This is a genomic window from uncultured Winogradskyella sp. (assembly GCF_947498005.1).
In the GTDB taxonomy this organism is placed as follows: Bacteria; Bacteroidota; Bacteroidia; order Flavobacteriales; family Flavobacteriaceae; genus Winogradskyella.
This window is the reverse complement of sequence record NZ_CANMIW010000001.1, coordinates 618,976-633,478: the sequence shown is the minus strand read 5'-3', so window position 1 is coordinate 633,478 and position 14,503 is coordinate 618,976. Positions and strand designations below refer to the sequence as shown.

The window sequence follows — 14,503 nt, the reverse complement described above, 5'->3', positions numbered from 1 at the left end:
ATTTCTTAACATTAGCGTTTATTTTTATAGTATCTTTGCACTTTAATTTTTATAATATTATATAATGACTGGAACAGTTAAATTTTTTAATGATTCAAAAGGATTTGGATTCATTACCAACGAAGAAACAGGAAAAGACATCTTTGTACACGTATCAAACCTTAATGGCGTAGAATTACGTGAAGGTGACAACGTAGAGTACGATGAAGAAGAAGGAAGAAAAGGAATGGTAGCTGCAAACGTGCAGGTACTATAAGTATATATCTTATTAGTTTCAACGCTCAACCTATGGTTGGGCGTTTTTTTTGCCCTATTGCGAACTAAAAAACTAATTGTTAACCAATTACACCACCTTTATTCCTAATTAATTGAGCCTTCTACTCAAAAACTATTGGTAATTTTGATTTCAAAATCTTTGCTATATAGTAAGGCTGTGTCATTACACTAGTTGCATTTCCTATTGGAGCACTATGCTTCACTTGAATCAATTTATTATCTGAAGTTGTTGAGACTGCAACATCAATTTTGTGTCCTCCACTACCTTTTACGCTTTCAAAAACGGCAATAACATCATATTTTGAAAAATCAATCTTAGTTTCACTAAAACCAGACGATACTTTATTTACGGAATCTATTTGATTTAATAATTGGGTCCAATCGTTTTCATTAGTAATAACTAAATTTTGCTTTTCAAGACCCTCAGATCCTGAACCGTAAAGATTTCCCTTAGATATTAGAGTCGCTTCAACTTGTTTGTTTACCATTTCGGTACTGGTTTTATTGCATTTACATCCAAAAGTAACTATTAAGGCTAGTAATATTAAAGTCTTTATTTTCATGATTAATATATTTTAAATTAATTCAAATTCCGTTTTTCTATAAAAAAACGTTTCATTAAAGCTGATGCCTCTTCTGCCAAAACACCACTAACTACTTCTGTTTTGGGATGTAATGTTGTACCCATTATTTTGTATCCTCTTTGTGTATCTGAAGCTCCAAACACTATTTTAGAAATTTGGCTCCAATACAATGCTCCTGCACACATCTGACATGGCTCTAAAGTAACATACAGCGTACATTTGTTTAGATATTTTCCTCCCAAAAAGTTCGCTGCAGATGTAATAGCCTGCATTTCTGCGTGAGCCGTAACATCATTTAATAACTCCGTTAAATTATGCGTTCTTGCTATGATTCTATTTTCTACTACAATTACTGCGCCAACCGGAATTTCCCCTTTTTCAAAAGCAATTTCAGCTTCCTGAAGCGCTTTTTTCATAAAGTAGGTATCGTCATAAGGATTTATCATAGTTGTAAAAATACAATTTCAAAATTATAATGATTAATCGCGGCAAGAAATTTGATGCTATCAAACAAAGCCATCAATTATGAAATCTAACTATTCTATTTCTATTCCAAAACCATGCCATGAAGATTGGGCTAAAATGACATCTAATGAAAAAGGTCGGTTTTGCCAATCGTGTTCAAAAACGGTCATTGATTTTACTACTATGCCTGAAGAACATGTAAAAAAATATTTAGCACTCAATAGCAAAAAGAATATATGTGGCCGATTTAAAATTTCTCAACTCGAAGAAATAAGAATTAAAATTCCTCAGCAATTAATTGAACAAGAAACCAGTTTTCATAAGTTATTTCTTTTAGTATTACTCATTGCTATGGGAACGACATTATTCAATTGTTCTGACCAAAACGGAAACACTAAAAAGATTGATGTTGTTGAAGTTGTAGATTCATTAAAAACAAAACCTGAAACAGATTGTAAACTTGAAACAGATACGGTTAAACCTCTTATCGATAATTACAAACAAACACCTTCTAAAAAACACAAACCACCTATTCCTATACTAACAGGCGTTGTGGTTATTGAAAAGTCTTCAGAAAACGAACCTGTAGAATTAAATAATGTCGAAAACACTGAAGAAATCATAGATGATGAAATTGTTGTTGGCTATATAGTTGTAGAGCAGCCACCAGAATTTAAAGGCACACCCAATAATCTTTCAAATTCTGAAAAGAAGACATACATGACTAATAAAATTAAAGAGATCATTATTGATAATTTTAATAAAGCTATTGGTAAGCAACTAAATTTAAAAGGTAAACAAAGAATAATAGTGCAATTTAAAATCGATGACAATGGGCTCGTTACCAATATAAAGGCAAGAGCTACACATCTAGAATTAGAAAATGAGGCAAAGCGTGTCATTAAACTATTACCACAATTTATTCCAGGCAAACAAAGCGGAAAAAACATTGGCGTTGTTTATTCTTTACCAATTGTATTTATAGTCGAAGACTAATAAAATCTCGTATTTTTACAATGTGAAAACGTCGTTTTTAAAACAAATTAATTTACCTAATGATTTACGTCTTCTTAATCAAGAAGACTTACCTCATCTTGCGAAAGAGTTACGGGACTTTATTATTGATATCGTTGCAACAAAGGAAGGTCATTTAGGGGCAAGTCTAGGCGTTGTAGAACTAACTATTGCTTTACATTACGTTTTTAATACACCAAATGACGAATTAATTTGGGATGTTGGCCACCAAGCGTATGGTCACAAAATACTCACTGGACGAAAAGAAATTTTTGACACTAACAGACAACTTAATGGTATCAGTGGATTTCCAAAACGTGGCGAGAGTGAATACGATTCCTTTGGTGTTGGTCACTCGTCTACCTCAATTTCTGCAGCCTTAGGTATGGCAATTGCTTCGCAATTAAATGGCGAAGACAAACACCATATCGCAGTGATTGGAGATGCATCAATTGCAAGCGGAATGGCTTTTGAAGGTTTAAATCATGCTGGAGTTACCAATGCTAATCTTTTAGTCATTTTAAATGATAATGCTATTGGAATTGATCCAAGCGTTGGTGCCTTAAAACAATATTTAACCAACGTAAAAAAAGGGACTGAGAAACAAGATAATATTTTTGAAGCTCTAAATTTCAATTACTCTGGTCCCATTGACGGTCATGATTTATCAACTTTGATTTCAGAACTAAAGAGACTTAAAACGATTAAAGGTCCTAAGTTTTTACACATCATTACAACGAAAGGTAAAGGCCTAAGACAAGCTGAAGAAAACCAGGTAAAATATCATGCACCTGGAAAATTTGATGCGAAAACAGGTGAGTTAGTTGTAAAAAACAACTCAGATCAAGACGCTCCAAAATATCAAGATGTTTTTGGGCAAACCATTGTAGAATTAGCTTTAAAGAATGAAAAAATTGTAGGTATTACGCCTGCAATGCCAACCGGAAGTTCATTAAAATATATGATGGAAACCATTCCTAATCGTGCTTTTGATGTTGGTATAGCAGAACAACACGCCGTTACTTTAGCGGCTGGTATGGCAACACAAGGACTCATTCCTTTTTGTAACATATATTCTACTTTTTTACAGCGTGCTTATGACCAAGTGATACATGACGTGGCTTTGCAGAAATTACCTGTAATTTTTTGTCTAGACAGAGCTGGATTGGTTGGCGAAGATGGAGCAACACATCATGGCGTTTTTGATTTAGCCTATTTAAATTGTATCCCTAACTTAGTGATTTTTGCACCAAGAAATGCTATTGCATTAAGACATATAATGTATACAGTTCAATTAGGTATTGATTTCCCAATCGCCATAAGATATCCAAGAGGTCGAGGTCATTTAATAGATTGGAAAAGACCTTTTGAAAAAATTGAAATTGGTAAAGGTGTTTGTTTAAGCGAAGGAGAAAGTGTTGCGGTACTTTCCGTTGGCACTATTGCGCATAGTATAGAAAATGCTATAAAAGAAATAGATACAGAACATAACGTAGGGCATTATGATATGCAGTTTATAAAACCCTTAGACCAAACATTATTACATAATGTTTTTCAGCATTATGATGCTATTATTACGGTTGAAGATGGTACAATCATTGGCGGATTTGGCAGTTCTATTTTAGCTTTTGCTAATGCCAATAATTATAGTCAAAAAATAGTGACCCTAGGTATTGAAGATCAATTTGTAGAACATGGTACAACAGAGCAATTAAATAAACTTCAGCACTTAGATGTAGTATCATTAAAAAAAGAAATAGAACAATTACTCTTCTCTCTCAACGACAGCCATTTCTGATGAATTTTCAACAGACTGCTCAATTTCCGCAGGTTTATTAACTGAATAATTTTCCGTGTTTGGGCTAGAAATATCATCTAACATCAAAAGGCAAGTCACAACAACAAAGAATATAACTAGTCCTCCAAGTATATTATTTCTCATAAGTAGGTTTTTTAATAGCTTGAATATCAGGTAAATTAAAACTATTTATCGCTAAAAAACAAATTTATTCGATGAAATGCACTTTCTGTTAAATTTGACCTTTCAATTTCTTATGTAATAACATCGCATTAGTGTCTGATAATTTTGAAATATAAAGGCAAATCGCCAGAAGATTATTATACAAAGAATCAGTGCCTAATTTAATAGTTTCAGGAAGGCTATTTAAAAGCAGCTTGTCGTAATTAGTGATGTTGCCATCAAAATAACGAAATGCCATCTTACCGTAAGCTACCAAAAGCTGATTTAAAATTTCGTAGCCTGCAATTTCCTTATTTATAACGTCCTTAGATTGATATACATTTTTAATACTAATATTAATTATATCTTTTATTTGGGCTTTATATTGACTAACATCTAATAATGCTGTTTCAAATTTACCTGCTAAAATGCGCTCTTCATGTTCCATAAACAGTGAAGCAGCTTCATTAATTAATCTACCAATTGCTAATGCTCTTAAATAACTAATTCTATCCTCAGTTGTTCTTAAAGCATTATAATTTTCGGTTTTAATACTGTCTCTAACTAAATTAATTAAATATTCTAACGCGTATTCTTCTTGAATTAATCCAAGGTTAATACCATCTTCAAAATCAATAATTGTATAACAGATATCATCCGCAGCCTCTACCAAAAACGCTAAAGGATGACGTTGATAACTCAAATTATTTTCACTGCGTTTTGTTAAACCTAATTCCGTTACTACATCTTCAAACATTTGCTTTTCACTCTGAAAAAACCCATATTTCTTATCTACTATATGAGCACTTGGCTTTTTGGGTAAGGATTCTTTTGGGTATTTTGTAAAAGCTCCTAAGGTTGCATAACTCAATCTCAATCCACCTTCACGACCTTCTCTACTTTCGGTTAAAATCTTAAATCCGTTAGCATTTCCTTCAAAGTCACATAAATCTTGGTATTCTTTATCTGTTAAAAAGCTTTTGAAATCTGCACCATCTCCTTCTTTAAAATAAGCACCAATGGCTTTTTCGCCAGAATGACCAAAAGGAGGATTACCTATATCATGAGCTAAAGCGGCTGCAGCTACAATAGCACCAAAATCATTCATTGTATAACCGTGTACACTAGCTAAATGCGGATGTTTCTTTAATAACATTTGCCCAACCTTGCGTCCTAACGACCTTCCTACAACACTGACCTCAAGACTATGTGTTAATCTGGTATGAACAAAATCGGTTTTTGATAAAGGCACAACTTGAGTTTTATCTTGTAGACCTCTAAATTCAGAAGAAAATATAATTCTATCATAATCTACCTCAAACCCTAAACGTGTTTCATCTTGTTCTTTTCTTAATCTTTTGTTAGTGTCGCCAAAGCGTTTTAAGGACAGTAATTGTTCCCAATTCATAGTTATAGTCTTAGATAGATGCAAGATAAATAAATTGCTATACAATCGATTATTTAATACAAAGTTAGATGCTAAAATTTTCAATGTTAAGCCATTGTTTCCTTAATATAAATTCGCTTAATATTTAGCTAACAATAAACTAACCTTTTAGTGACAAATCATTAATTTTTATATAACCTTGAAACAAAGTAATGATAGTTTCTTTGCAGCGTAAAATGAACAAATCAAACTGAACAATAAATTTTTACTCATGAAAAAATTACTTTTAATTACTTTAATCGCTTCTTCACTAGTATTTACTAGCTGTTTTAAAGATGATGATACTCCTATAATAATAGAAGAAACTACAATATACATTAACGATAATGGTGGTGGAACAGTAGATTGTCCAATCGTTGCAGTTACAGGTGCTATTACAGAAAGTACAACATGGACTGCTGATAACATTTACCAATTAAACCAAAAAGTGGTTGTAAGTGAAGGTGTTACTTTAACAATTAATCCTGGTACAATTATTAAAGGTTCTGCTGGTACTGGTTCTTTAGCTTCTGCTTTAATCGTGGCTAGAGGTGCAACATTAAATGCACAAGGTACTGCTGACCAACCAATTATTTTTACATCTACTAGTGATGATATTTCTTGTGGTGAAACTGCAGGTACAAACTTAGATGAAAATGACAGAGGTCTTTGGGGTGGATTAATTGTATTAGGTTATGCACCATGTTCTTTTTCTGGTGATATTACTGAAGCTCAAATTGAAGGAATTCCTGCTGCTGATACATTTGGACTTTATGGCGGTTCTGATGCTGCTGATAGCTCTGGTGTTTTGCAATACATCTCTATTCGTCATGGTGGTGCATTAATTGGAGAAGGAAACGAAATTAATGGATTAACACTTGGTGGTGTAGGTTCTGGTACTGTAATTAACAATATAGAAGTTGTTGGAAACGTAGATGACGGTATTGAATTTTTCGGTGGAACTGTTGATGCTTCTAATTTATTAGTATGGGCTCAAGGTGATGATGCTTTAGATATTGACCAAGCTTATTCTGGCACTATTGATAATGCTGTTGTTGTATTAGGAGATTATTCTGATCATGCTTTTGAAATTGATGGTCCTGAAGGAACTGCTACTGGTTCATTTACTTTACAAAATGCAACTATCATTGGTAACACAGTTACAGAAAATGGTGAGTACGCTGATTATAGAAGTAACGCAATGGGAACAACAAGTAACATTTTTGCATACGGATTTAAAGATTCATCTGATGTAGAATTAGACAACGATGGTGTTGCTACTAATTACAACGATGGTTTAATCACATTTGGAGCTTGGGAAATAGTTTTACCAACAGGTGTTGCTACTGCTGCTGATATTTTTGTTAACAAAGCAGAAACAGTAACGGTAACTGGATTTGGTTCTACTGCTACGGCTGTAACAGCAGGTTCTCAAACTGTAGGAGCTACGACTTCAAACTTAAGCTGGACATACGCAAATACTGCTGCAGGTTTAGGCTTCTAAAAATCACAATTAACTTTTTGCCCATCGATTATTTATTAGTCGATGGGCTATTTAAATATTAATATGAAAAATATACAAAAAGCTTTAGTTTTTGTTTTCTTTCTAGCTACATTTTTTTCCTTTGCACAAGGTATAGTTACGGGTACTATTATTGATGATGAATTTAGTGAGCCAATGGCCTTTACTAATGTATTGGTAAAAGGAACATCAATTGGAATTAGTTCTGATTTTGACGGAAAATACCAATTAGAATTAGAAGAGGGTACATATACTCTAGTATTTTCATTTGTTGGTTACACAACTAAAGAAGTTACTGATGTTGTTATAAAAAATGGAGAAACGGTTATATTAGATATTCTATTAGAAACTAACTCTTTAGACACAGTAGTAATTACAACGTCTACAAAACGAAATACTGAAAGTGCCGTACTTAACTTACAGAAAAAATCTGTAGTAGTTATGGATGGTATTTCTGCACAAGCCATTAAAAACTCTGGTGCAAGTAATGTTGCAAGTGCTGTAAAAAGCGTACCTGGTGTTTCTATCCAAGGTGGTAAGTATGTTTACGTGCGTGGATTAGGTGACCGTTACACTAAATCGATTTTAAATGGTATTGATATTCCTGGTTTAGATCCAGATAGAAATACAATTCAGATGGATTTATTTCCTACTAATATTTTAGAAAATGTAATCGTTATAAAATCTGCATCTGCTGAATATCCTTCAGATTTTACTGGTGGACTCGTAAATATTGTAACTAAAGATTTCCCTTCTAGAGCAGAATATACGTTGTCATTAGGAATGGGTTACAATCCAGATATGCACTTCAACAACAACTATTTAACCTCTACCGGAAGTGATACAGATATTTTTGGATATGATGATGGTACAAGAAGTTTACCTATTCACAGATACCAACAAATACCTGGTACTTTTGAAAATAGATTACTATTAACGACGTTAACTGATAGATTTTCTAAAGAACTTAGAGCTAAACAACAAACTAGCGGAATGAACTTTGATTTTGGGTTTACACTCGGAAATCAGTACGACTTAGGTGATAACAAAATAGGTTATTTAGCGTCTTTCTCTTATAAAAATGAAACTACGTTTTATAAAAATAGAGAAGATGGTGCTTTTGTAAAGAATTTTGCTGATTCTGGAAACAATGAATTAAGCTCAGTATTTGATTCAAAAGGAGCAGAAGGAACTAACAACGTTATTATGAATGGTATGTTAGGTTTAACTTATAAAACAGATTTATCTAAATATAAGGTTAACTTTTTACATATTCAAAATGGAGAATCTAGTGCTGGTTTTTATGATCAGATTATATCTCAAGATGCTGTTGGTGGAGGTTTAGAACCTTTAACTAAAAATGCCATTACCTATACAGAACGTTCTGTAACAAACCTTTTATTTTCTGGGACGCATCGCTTAAGTGATAAAGAAAACCCAATGAATTTAGAATGGAAAATAGCACCTACGTTTTCTAAAGTAATGGATAAAGATCATAGAATTACGCCTTTACAGCAAGCTGATAATGGTGATTCATTTATTAGTCCATCTGCCTCTACGTTTCCAATTCAACTTTGGAGAAATTTAATTGAAGAAAGCTGGTCTGGCAAAGTAGACCTAGACAAAAACATAGAGTTATTTGGTCGTGGTGCAAAGATTAAATTTGGAGGTGCTTACACGTATAAATTTAGAGACTTTAGCATTGATGATTATACATTTAATATTGCTGGTGATGACGCTTTTATAGCAAGTGGAGATGTTGACCAATTATTAAACCCTAACAATATTTGGAATCCTACTACAGATAATGGTACATTTTTAGTTTTTGGAGATCAATTTAATGCTAACGATGCTTATGAAGGTGAGCAAACTATTGGAGCGACTTATTTCTCTACTGAATTTAATCTTTCAGAAAAATTAAAAACAGTATTAGGTGTAAGAACTGAATATTTCAGCTCTTATTACACAGGTCAAAACAATACAATTGTTTATGATAGAAAACCTATTTTAGATGAGTTTGATGTTTTTCCATCTGCCAATTTAATATATGCTTTAAATGATGATATTAACTTACGAGCATCATATGGTAGAACAACAGCAAGACCTTCTTTTAAAGAGGCTTCTGTGGCACAAATTTTTGATCCTATTACAAGTCGTTTATTTATTGGTAATATTGATTTAGCTCCAACGTATGTTAATAATTTTGATGTAAGATTTGAACGCTTTGGTGAAAATGGACAAATGTTTGCTGTTAGTGGTTTCTATAAAGATCTTACTGATCCTATCGAGCAATCATTCTTTTTACAAGCACCAACTCAAATTACAGTAGATAACTTAGGAAACGCTAAAGTATATGGTATTGAGTTTGAATTAAGACAACGATTAGGTTTCTTATCTGAAGGTTTAAATAATTTGAAATTAAACGCTAATATTTCATTCATGACGTCTGAATTAACGATGTCTGATGGTGAATTTGAAAGTAGAACACTTGCTGCTAGAGATGGAGAAACTGTAGAAAGAGAAAGAGATTTACAAGGGCAAGCACCTTTTTTAATTAATCTTGGCTTAGACTATAACAATTCAGATTTAGGTTTACAGACTGGTTTATTTTTTAATGTACAAGGCCCAACTTTAGAAGTTGTTGGTATTGGTTTAGTACCAGATGTATATACGCAATCTTTTAATAGTTTAAACTTTACGTTTAATAAGACATTAGGAGAAAGTAAAAAATCTTCTATTGACTTAAAAGTTACTAATATCTTAGGTAGCGAAAGATTAAGTGAATACGAGTCATACAAAGCATCTAATCAAACATTCTCATTAAGAGATCCAGGCACAGAAATATCTTTAGGTTATTCTTTTAAATTCTAAGGTTTAAGAACACATAATTCCTAAAAGCAAAAAAGGCTTTCTGAAAATCAGAAAGCCTTTTATTTTTATGTAATCTATTAACTATCTATTTCTAATAGCCACTTTAGTTTTGTTGTCCCATTTGTTAATATTCACAACACGAGAATCGATATAGTCAACTTCCTTTAAAGAATCACCTTCCCAGAAGAACCACTTACCAACTTTTTTTCCTGCTTCGTAAGTACCAACCGTTACTTTATTCCCATCAACATCAAAGCTAGTCCATTCACCTTGTAATTTACCATCTGAATCAAAAGCACCCGTTTGAGATACTTCTCCACTTTCGTGATAATAGGTAGCAATAGTTAAATCGCCTTTCTTTTCTAATTTTGTTTCATTTTTATCTTGAGCGTATGTGAAGCTTACACTTAGCATCACTAATATCATTACTAAATTTTTCATATCTATTTGGGTTTAATTTAATATTTACTTTACAAATATAACATTAATTTTACATTTGAACAACATTTACATAACATTATATTAACATTAGAATCATTAATGTCTGATTATCAATAATTTAAAATGCCACTAAGATTAACAATCCGTCTCATATTAAAAGATGAATTTTATAAAAAACACTAATTTTGAAATCATTAATAATTAATAAAAGTACAATAACCATGATAACCGTTGACAACATGCTAGCAAGATCGATACTGATGGTGACCTGCTTTATTTTATTTAATCATTCAGCTTTTGGTCAAACAAAAAACGAAAAAGAAACACGGATTAAATTGTCTAGTTTCCCTGAATTGGCTCAAGAAGTCATTAAAAATTTACCTGAAAAATGTAGACGTTTAAAATACTTTTTGGAAACTGATGGCAGCAAACGCAGTTTTGAACTTAAATTTAAATTCAATAAAAAACGTTACAGTCTAGAATTTTCTGAAGAAGGAAAAATTGAGGATATTGAAGTTGTAGCTCAATTAAGAGCAATCAATCCTTTGACCAAAGGAAAAATTGAATCACACCTATCTCAAACTTATCTCAAGCATAAATTCATTAAAATTCAAAAGCAATTTGTTTATACTACAGACTTTGATCGCTTAAACTTTGTAAATAACCTTCTACAAAACGAAACAAACGTCTTACCTAATTACGAAATAATTGCGGAAGTAAAATCAAATAAAGGAAAAGACACAAGAGAATTCACTTTTAATAACAAAGGTGAATTTTTAAAGTATAGAATCTTAAAGCCATCATCTTACGAGCATGTACTCTATTAAAAAAGTACTTTTACTACATATAATTTTATTAGGTCTAAACCTTAATTCTCAAAACGATTTTGAAGGACTGGGCGAAACCGCTTTTTCCATAAACCACAAAGTTAATAGCACATATAAGACTAATTTTGCCATTAAAAGTCGTTATTATTTGTATCAAGATGAGTCCTTCAGTTTTATAAATAGACAAATAGATTTAGTTCATTTTTCTACGCTTGCCTTAGATTATAACCACAGTCTTAGCTTAGGTATACAATATAGAATAAGAGAATCTATAGATGAAGGAAGCGACGAACTTAGATTGGTACAACAATTTAATTATACCAAAAAAAAGAATGCTATTCGTTTTGGCCACAGATTTAGAACTGAGCAACGCTTTCTTAAAGACCTTACTATTTTGCGCACGCGTTACCGTTTTGCTATAGATTTTCCGCTAAATGGTGAAAAACTAGATATTGGAGAGCCTTATCTGGTAGCATCAATGGAAGGATTACTTAGTACAAGTTCTAAATTAAAACCAGAATTAGATCATAGAGCTACATACCAAATGGGTTGGCTTCTATCAAAAAAGTCTAAATTTCAATTTGGTTTTGAATATCGATTTGAAGCTTTAAACATTAATACTGAACACAAATTATTTATTCTTACATCTTATATTCTAAAGGTATAAATTCTAAAATTCGTCGTTAAAATTCAATTTATTTGGATGAAATGACAACTTTTAATAATAACAATTAGATAACATTATTTTAGAGATAAAAACGGTACTTTGCGTTCAATTTTTAGCATCCTTTTAAATGGAAAACCTATATGTCTATATGCTTGCTGCATTGGCTTTTTTAGCCATAGCAGATTTAGTAGTTGGTGTAAGTAATGACGCTGTTAACTTTTTAAATTCTGCAATAGGATCTAAAGCTGTTTCATTTAAAACCATAATGATTGTCGCTAGTATTGGTGTTGCTGTAGGTGCAATGACCTCTAGTGGAATGATGGAAGTGGCCAGAAAAGGCATATTTAATCCTGGCGAATTTATGTTCAATGAGATTATGGTCATTTTTATGGCTGTAATGTTAACAGACATATTACTTCTTGATTTTTTCAACACACTCGGAATGCCTACTTCCACTACAGTTTCTATTGTATTTGAATTATTAGGAGCTTCCGTTGCTGTCGCTTTAATTAAAATTTATGCTGATAGCGAACAGTCTATAACTGACTTATCAATTTATATCAATAACGACAAAGCGATTCAAATTATATTAGGAATACTGCTGTCCGTTGTTGTAGCATTCTCCGTTGGAGCCATTATTCAATATGCTTCTAGATTGTTGTTATCCTTTAAATTTCAAGAAAAACCATCTTGGTATGGTGCAATTTTTAGTGGTATTGCAACCTCTTCAATTTTGTATTTTATACTTATTAAAGGGATTAAGAATGCAAGCTTTATGAATGACGATATAAAGTCATTAATTTCTACAAATCCAATAGCTTTAATTGGCATCAGCTTTTTAGTTCTTACTGCAGTATCATATTTACTTATAAAGTATAGTAAAACCAATATATATACGGTAATTATAGTCGTAGGTACTTTTGCATTAGCAGTGGCTTTTGCAGGTAACGATTTAGTTAATTTTATTGGTGTTCCTATTGCCGCTTTTAACTCTTACGAAGCATGGTCTGCAAGTGGTGCTCAACCAACTGAATATGTAATGACCGCTTTAGGCGAACCTGTACAAACACAACCCTATCTTTTATTAATTGCCGGACTCATAATGGTATTAACACTTTGGTTTTCTAGTAAGGCAAAAGCTGTTGTAAAAACCTCAGTAGATTTATCAAGACAAGATGATGTAAAAGAACGTTTTGAACCAAATTTCCTATCTCGAAGTATCGTTAGATTTTCAATGGGTATCTCAGAAAGTCTTAACGCAGTGCTACCAAATAAATATAAAGTTTGGTCAGATCAGCAATTTATAAAACCTAAAGTGATTGTTAAGGAACAAGATATTCCGGCTTTTGATTTAGTGAGAGCTGCCGTAAATTTAATGGTTGCCAGTGTCTTGATTTCTATAGCGACTTCAATGAAATTACCATTATCTACAACCTATGTTACTTTTATGGTTGCCATGGGTACCTCTTTAGCAGATAGAGCTTGGGGCAGTGAAAGTGCTGTGTATAGAGTTGCTGGTGTTTTAAATGTAATTGGCGGTTGGTTTTTTACAGCATTTAGTGCTTTTGTAGCTGCTGCGATAATGGCTTACATTCTATATTACGGTCAAGGTTACGCTTTAGTTGGTTTATTAGTATTAGCTGTGCTTTTATTAATACGTAGCTACATGGCGCACATTCAGAAGTCTAAGGTAATGAAGGTAGAAGATCAGTTAGAAAAAGCTGAAAGCAGTTCTACTCAAGGTGTTATCCAAGAGAGTGCTACTAATATTGCTAGTGTTGTAAGACGAGGAAACAAAATATATACTTCGGCAATTAACGGTCTTGCAGTTCAAGATTTAAAATTATTAAAGAAAAATAGAAAACAGATAGATAAGCTTTCAAATGAAATTGATGACTTAAGAGATCATATCTTTTATTTTATTAAGAATCTTGAAGAGCCAAGTTTATCAGCAAGTAATTTCTACATCAATATATTAGGTTATTTACAAGATATGACGCAGTCATTAGATTACATATCTAAAGTAAGTCATAAGCATGTTAACAATAACCACAAAAAATTAAAGTTTAGTCAAATTAAGGAGTTAAAAGAGTTAGATGCTCGTATGGAAGCTTTATTTACTAAAACTCAAGTCGCTTTTGAATCTCGTTCATTTGAACAAATTGGTGCAGTTTTAGCAGAACGCTCTGATGTCTATGGTTTAGTTAAAGAAAAGATTCAAAAACAAGTTGAGCGTACACGAAGTGAAGAGTCTAGTCCTAAAAACACAACGCTATATTTTAGCTTATTGTTAGAGACTAAAGATCTTTTAACTGCAACAATGAATCTGCTTGAAGAATACTTTGGCGCCCATGACAGTTCTGTAGAACCAGCCAAACTAGCTAACGACCAAGAAGAATAAAAATATAAGGATACAATAAACAGCCCAATATTAGCGTATTGGGCTTTTT

13 protein-coding genes are annotated in these 14,503 nt (G+C 32.4%); 8 read left to right on the top strand and 5 right to left on the bottom strand.

Annotation, left to right across the window (positions count from 1 at the left end):
• Window positions 1-64: 64 nt before the first annotated feature.
• Window positions 65-256 (top strand): cold-shock protein, encoded by a 192-nt coding sequence (locus Q0891_RS02765; RefSeq protein ID WP_173279522.1) that lies wholly within the window; start codon window positions 65-67, stop codon window positions 254-256.
• 121 nt (window positions 257-377) lie between these two features.
• On the opposite strand, the gene Q0891_RS02760 is transcribed toward Q0891_RS02765, so the two are convergent.
• Both Q0891_RS02760 and Q0891_RS02755 read right to left on the bottom strand, forming a co-directional pair.
• Complete coding sequence (locus tag Q0891_RS02760; protein WP_299098539.1) at window positions 378-839, bottom strand: hypothetical protein; 462 nt, start codon at window positions 837-839, stop codon at window positions 378-380.
• Between the two features lie 17 nt (window positions 840-856).
• On the bottom strand, window positions 857-1,306 hold the full coding sequence (locus Q0891_RS02755; protein WP_299098538.1) for a nucleoside deaminase: 450 nt from the start codon (window positions 1,304-1,306) through the stop codon (window positions 857-859).
• 79 nt (window positions 1,307-1,385) lie between these two features.
• Here Q0891_RS02755 and Q0891_RS02750 point away from each other — a divergent pair, with 79 nt between their 5' ends.
• A complete protein-coding gene (locus tag Q0891_RS02750) occupies window positions 1,386-2,321 on the top strand; it encodes an energy transducer TonB (RefSeq protein WP_299098537.1) in 936 nt (311 codons plus the stop codon).
• 22 nt (window positions 2,322-2,343) lie between these two features.
• Window positions 2,344-4,137, top strand: coding sequence for a 1-deoxy-D-xylulose-5-phosphate synthase (locus tag Q0891_RS02745; RefSeq protein WP_299098536.1), 1,794 nt, complete (start codon window positions 2,344-2,346; stop codon window positions 4,135-4,137).
• On the opposite strand, the gene Q0891_RS02740 is transcribed toward Q0891_RS02745, so the two are convergent.
• Both Q0891_RS02740 and dgt read right to left on the bottom strand, forming a co-directional pair.
• Window positions 4,105-4,281 carry a hypothetical protein gene (locus Q0891_RS02740; protein WP_299098535.1) on the bottom strand — a complete coding sequence of 59 codons (177 nt, stop codon included), beginning with the start codon at window positions 4,279-4,281 and terminating at the stop codon, window positions 4,105-4,107. The two genes, Q0891_RS02745 and Q0891_RS02740, sit on opposite strands and share 33 nt — an antisense overlap.
• Before the next feature lie 88 nt (window positions 4,282-4,369).
• Window positions 4,370-5,707, bottom strand: coding sequence for a dGTP triphosphohydrolase (gene dgt, locus Q0891_RS02735; RefSeq protein ID WP_299098533.1), 1,338 nt, complete (start codon window positions 5,705-5,707; stop codon window positions 4,370-4,372).
• 250 nt (window positions 5,708-5,957) lie between these two features.
• Between dgt and Q0891_RS02730 the strand changes: the two genes are divergently transcribed.
• Together Q0891_RS02730 and Q0891_RS02725 are read left to right on the top strand one after the other, a co-directional pair.
• The gene (locus tag Q0891_RS02730; RefSeq protein WP_299098532.1) at window positions 5,958-7,229 is read left to right on the top strand and encodes a hypothetical protein; all 1,272 of its coding nucleotides are present in this window, start codon (window positions 5,958-5,960) and stop codon (window positions 7,227-7,229) included.
• A gap of 63 nt (window positions 7,230-7,292) precedes the next feature.
• On the top strand, window positions 7,293-10,118 hold the full coding sequence (locus Q0891_RS02725) for a TonB-dependent receptor (RefSeq protein WP_299098530.1): 2,826 nt from the start codon (window positions 7,293-7,295) through the stop codon (window positions 10,116-10,118).
• Between the two features lie 81 nt (window positions 10,119-10,199).
• Here the strand turns inward: Q0891_RS02725 and Q0891_RS02720 are convergent, their stop codons facing one another.
• Complete coding sequence (locus tag Q0891_RS02720) at window positions 10,200-10,559, bottom strand: nicotinic acid mononucleotide adenyltransferase (RefSeq protein WP_299098529.1); 360 nt, start codon at window positions 10,557-10,559, stop codon at window positions 10,200-10,202.
• Window positions 10,560-10,744: 185 nt separating this feature from the next.
• Here Q0891_RS02720 and Q0891_RS02715 point away from each other — a divergent pair, with 185 nt between their 5' ends.
• The 3 genes from Q0891_RS02715 to Q0891_RS02705 all read left to right on the top strand — a co-directional run bounded on the left by Q0891_RS02715 (window position 10,745) and on the right by Q0891_RS02705 (window position 14,454).
• Entirely contained in the window at window positions 10,745-11,386 is a 642-nt protein-coding gene (locus tag Q0891_RS02715; protein WP_299098528.1) for a hypothetical protein, read from the top strand.
• Window positions 11,373-12,053 carry a DUF2490 domain-containing protein gene (locus tag Q0891_RS02710; RefSeq protein WP_299098527.1) on the top strand — a complete coding sequence of 227 codons (681 nt, stop codon included), beginning with the start codon at window positions 11,373-11,375 and terminating at the stop codon, window positions 12,051-12,053. The genes Q0891_RS02715 and Q0891_RS02710 overlap by 14 nt, the downstream gene beginning before the upstream one ends.
• A gap of 127 nt (window positions 12,054-12,180) precedes the next feature.
• On the top strand, window positions 12,181-14,454 hold the full coding sequence (locus Q0891_RS02705) for an inorganic phosphate transporter (RefSeq protein WP_299098526.1): 2,274 nt from the start codon (window positions 12,181-12,183) through the stop codon (window positions 14,452-14,454).
• Window positions 14,455-14,503: the final 49 nt, after the last annotated feature.

Excerpts from the sequence above, each read along its gene's own strand:
- Q0891_RS02765 (WP_173279522.1), top strand. The coding sequence starts at position 65 with ATGACTGGAACAGTTAAATTTTTTAATGATTCAAAAGGATTTGGATTC.
- Q0891_RS02760 (WP_299098539.1), bottom strand. The coding sequence starts at position 839 with ATGAAAATAAAGACTTTAATATTACTAGCCTTAATAGTTACTTTTGGA.
- Q0891_RS02755 (WP_299098538.1), bottom strand. The coding sequence starts at position 1,306 with ATGATAAATCCTTATGACGATACCTACTTTATGAAAAAAGCGCTTCAG.
- Q0891_RS02750 (WP_299098537.1), top strand. The coding sequence starts at position 1,386 with ATGAAATCTAACTATTCTATTTCTATTCCAAAACCATGCCATGAAGAT.
- Q0891_RS02740 (WP_299098535.1), bottom strand. The coding sequence starts at position 4,281 with ATGAGAAATAATATACTTGGAGGACTAGTTATATTCTTTGTTGTTGTG.
- dgt (WP_299098533.1), bottom strand. The coding sequence starts at position 5,707 with ATGAATTGGGAACAATTACTGTCCTTAAAACGCTTTGGCGACACTAAC.
- Q0891_RS02730 (WP_299098532.1), top strand. The coding sequence starts at position 5,958 with ATGAAAAAATTACTTTTAATTACTTTAATCGCTTCTTCACTAGTATTT.
- Q0891_RS02725 (WP_299098530.1), top strand. The coding sequence starts at position 7,293 with ATGAAAAATATACAAAAAGCTTTAGTTTTTGTTTTCTTTCTAGCTACA.
- Q0891_RS02720 (WP_299098529.1), bottom strand. The coding sequence starts at position 10,559 with ATGAAAAATTTAGTAATGATATTAGTGATGCTAAGTGTAAGCTTCACA.
- Q0891_RS02710 (WP_299098527.1), top strand. The coding sequence starts at position 11,373 with ATGTACTCTATTAAAAAAGTACTTTTACTACATATAATTTTATTAGGT.
- Q0891_RS02705 (WP_299098526.1), top strand. The coding sequence starts at position 12,181 with ATGGAAAACCTATATGTCTATATGCTTGCTGCATTGGCTTTTTTAGCC.